Annotated in this window: 1 protein-coding gene; it reads left to right on the forward strand. The window is 59.0% G+C overall.

From position 1 onward, the window contains the following. Positions 1–78 precede the first annotated feature (78 nt). Positions 79–1,170 carry an IS630 family transposase gene (locus KHO22_RS32305; protein ID WP_211951259.1) on the forward strand — a complete coding sequence of 364 codons (1,092 nt, stop codon included), beginning with the start codon at positions 79–81 and terminating at the stop codon, positions 1,168–1,170.

Raw genomic sequence — 1,170 nt, forward strand, 5'->3', positions numbered from 1 at the left:
AGCTAGTGTTCCGTCCCACAAATAATTGGCATTAGTCTTGCATACCGTTTCCGCATTTTTGGGAACGGAGATACCGCGATGAGGATGGGCAGACCGAAGGCCGAATTGCTGTTGAGCGAACACGAACACGCACAGTTGCAGTCGTTCGCGCGCAGCCGCTCGTTGCCCGCGTCCTTGAGTAATCGGGCGCGCATCATCCTCAGCAGCGCCGATGGAGAGCTCAACAGTTCCATCGCCGAACGGCTGAAGATGAGCAAGGCTACCGTGGGCAAATGGCGCGCGCGCTTCATCGCGCGCCGCATCGCCGGTCTGTATGACGATGTTCGCCCGGGTGCCCCGCGCACGGTCGACGACGAGCGGGTGGCGCAGTTGATCCAGACAACCCTGCATACCAAACCGGCCAACGGGTCGACACACTGGAGCGTGCGTTCTGTCGCGGCCGAGACCGGTATCTCCAAGAGCAGCGTGCAGCGCTACTTCCAACTCTTCGGGCTGCAGCCCCATCGTACCGAGAGCTTCAAGCTGTCGACTGACCCGTTCTTTGTCGAGAAGCTGCGTGACGTGGTAGGTCTTTACCTGAGTCCGCCCGACAATGCACTGGTGCTGTGCGTGGACGAGAAGAGCCAATGCCAGGCGTTGGAGCGCACGCAGCCCATGTTGCCCATGGGATTCGGCTATGTCGAGGGTGTCACGCACGACTACAAACGGCATGGCACCACTACACTGTTTGCGGCGCTGAACGTCCTGAATGGAGCCGTGCTGGCAAGTTGCAAACCGCGCCATCGCCATCAGGAGTTCCTGTCTTTCCTGCGAGAGATCGATCACGCCGTACCTGCCGAACTGGACATCCACTGCATCGCCGATAACTATGCCACACACAGCCACCCGAAGATCAAGGCCTGGCTGGCGACGCGTCCGCGCTGGCATATGCACTTCATCCCGACCTACAGTTCCTGGCTCAATCAGGTCGAGCGCTTCTTTTCGCTGATCACCGATAAGGCCATCCGCCGTGGCTCGTTCACCAGTGTCAAGCAGTTGGTCCAACGCATCGATCATTTCGTCACCGCGTACAACACGAACTGCCGGCCGTTTCGCTGGACTGCCACTGCGGACTCGATTCTCGAGAAATTGCATCGACTTTGTTCACGTATTACCGGGACAGGACACTAG

It is taken from the genome of Cupriavidus yeoncheonensis (assembly GCF_905397275.1).
Classification (GTDB): Bacteria; Pseudomonadota; Gammaproteobacteria; order Burkholderiales; family Burkholderiaceae; genus Cupriavidus; species Cupriavidus yeoncheonensis.

Bases quoted from the DNA above. Each gene is read 5' to 3' on its own strand.
- KHO22_RS32305 (WP_211951259.1), top strand. From the start codon at position 79: ATGAGGATGGGCAGACCGAAGGCCGAATTGCTGTTGAGCGAACACGAA.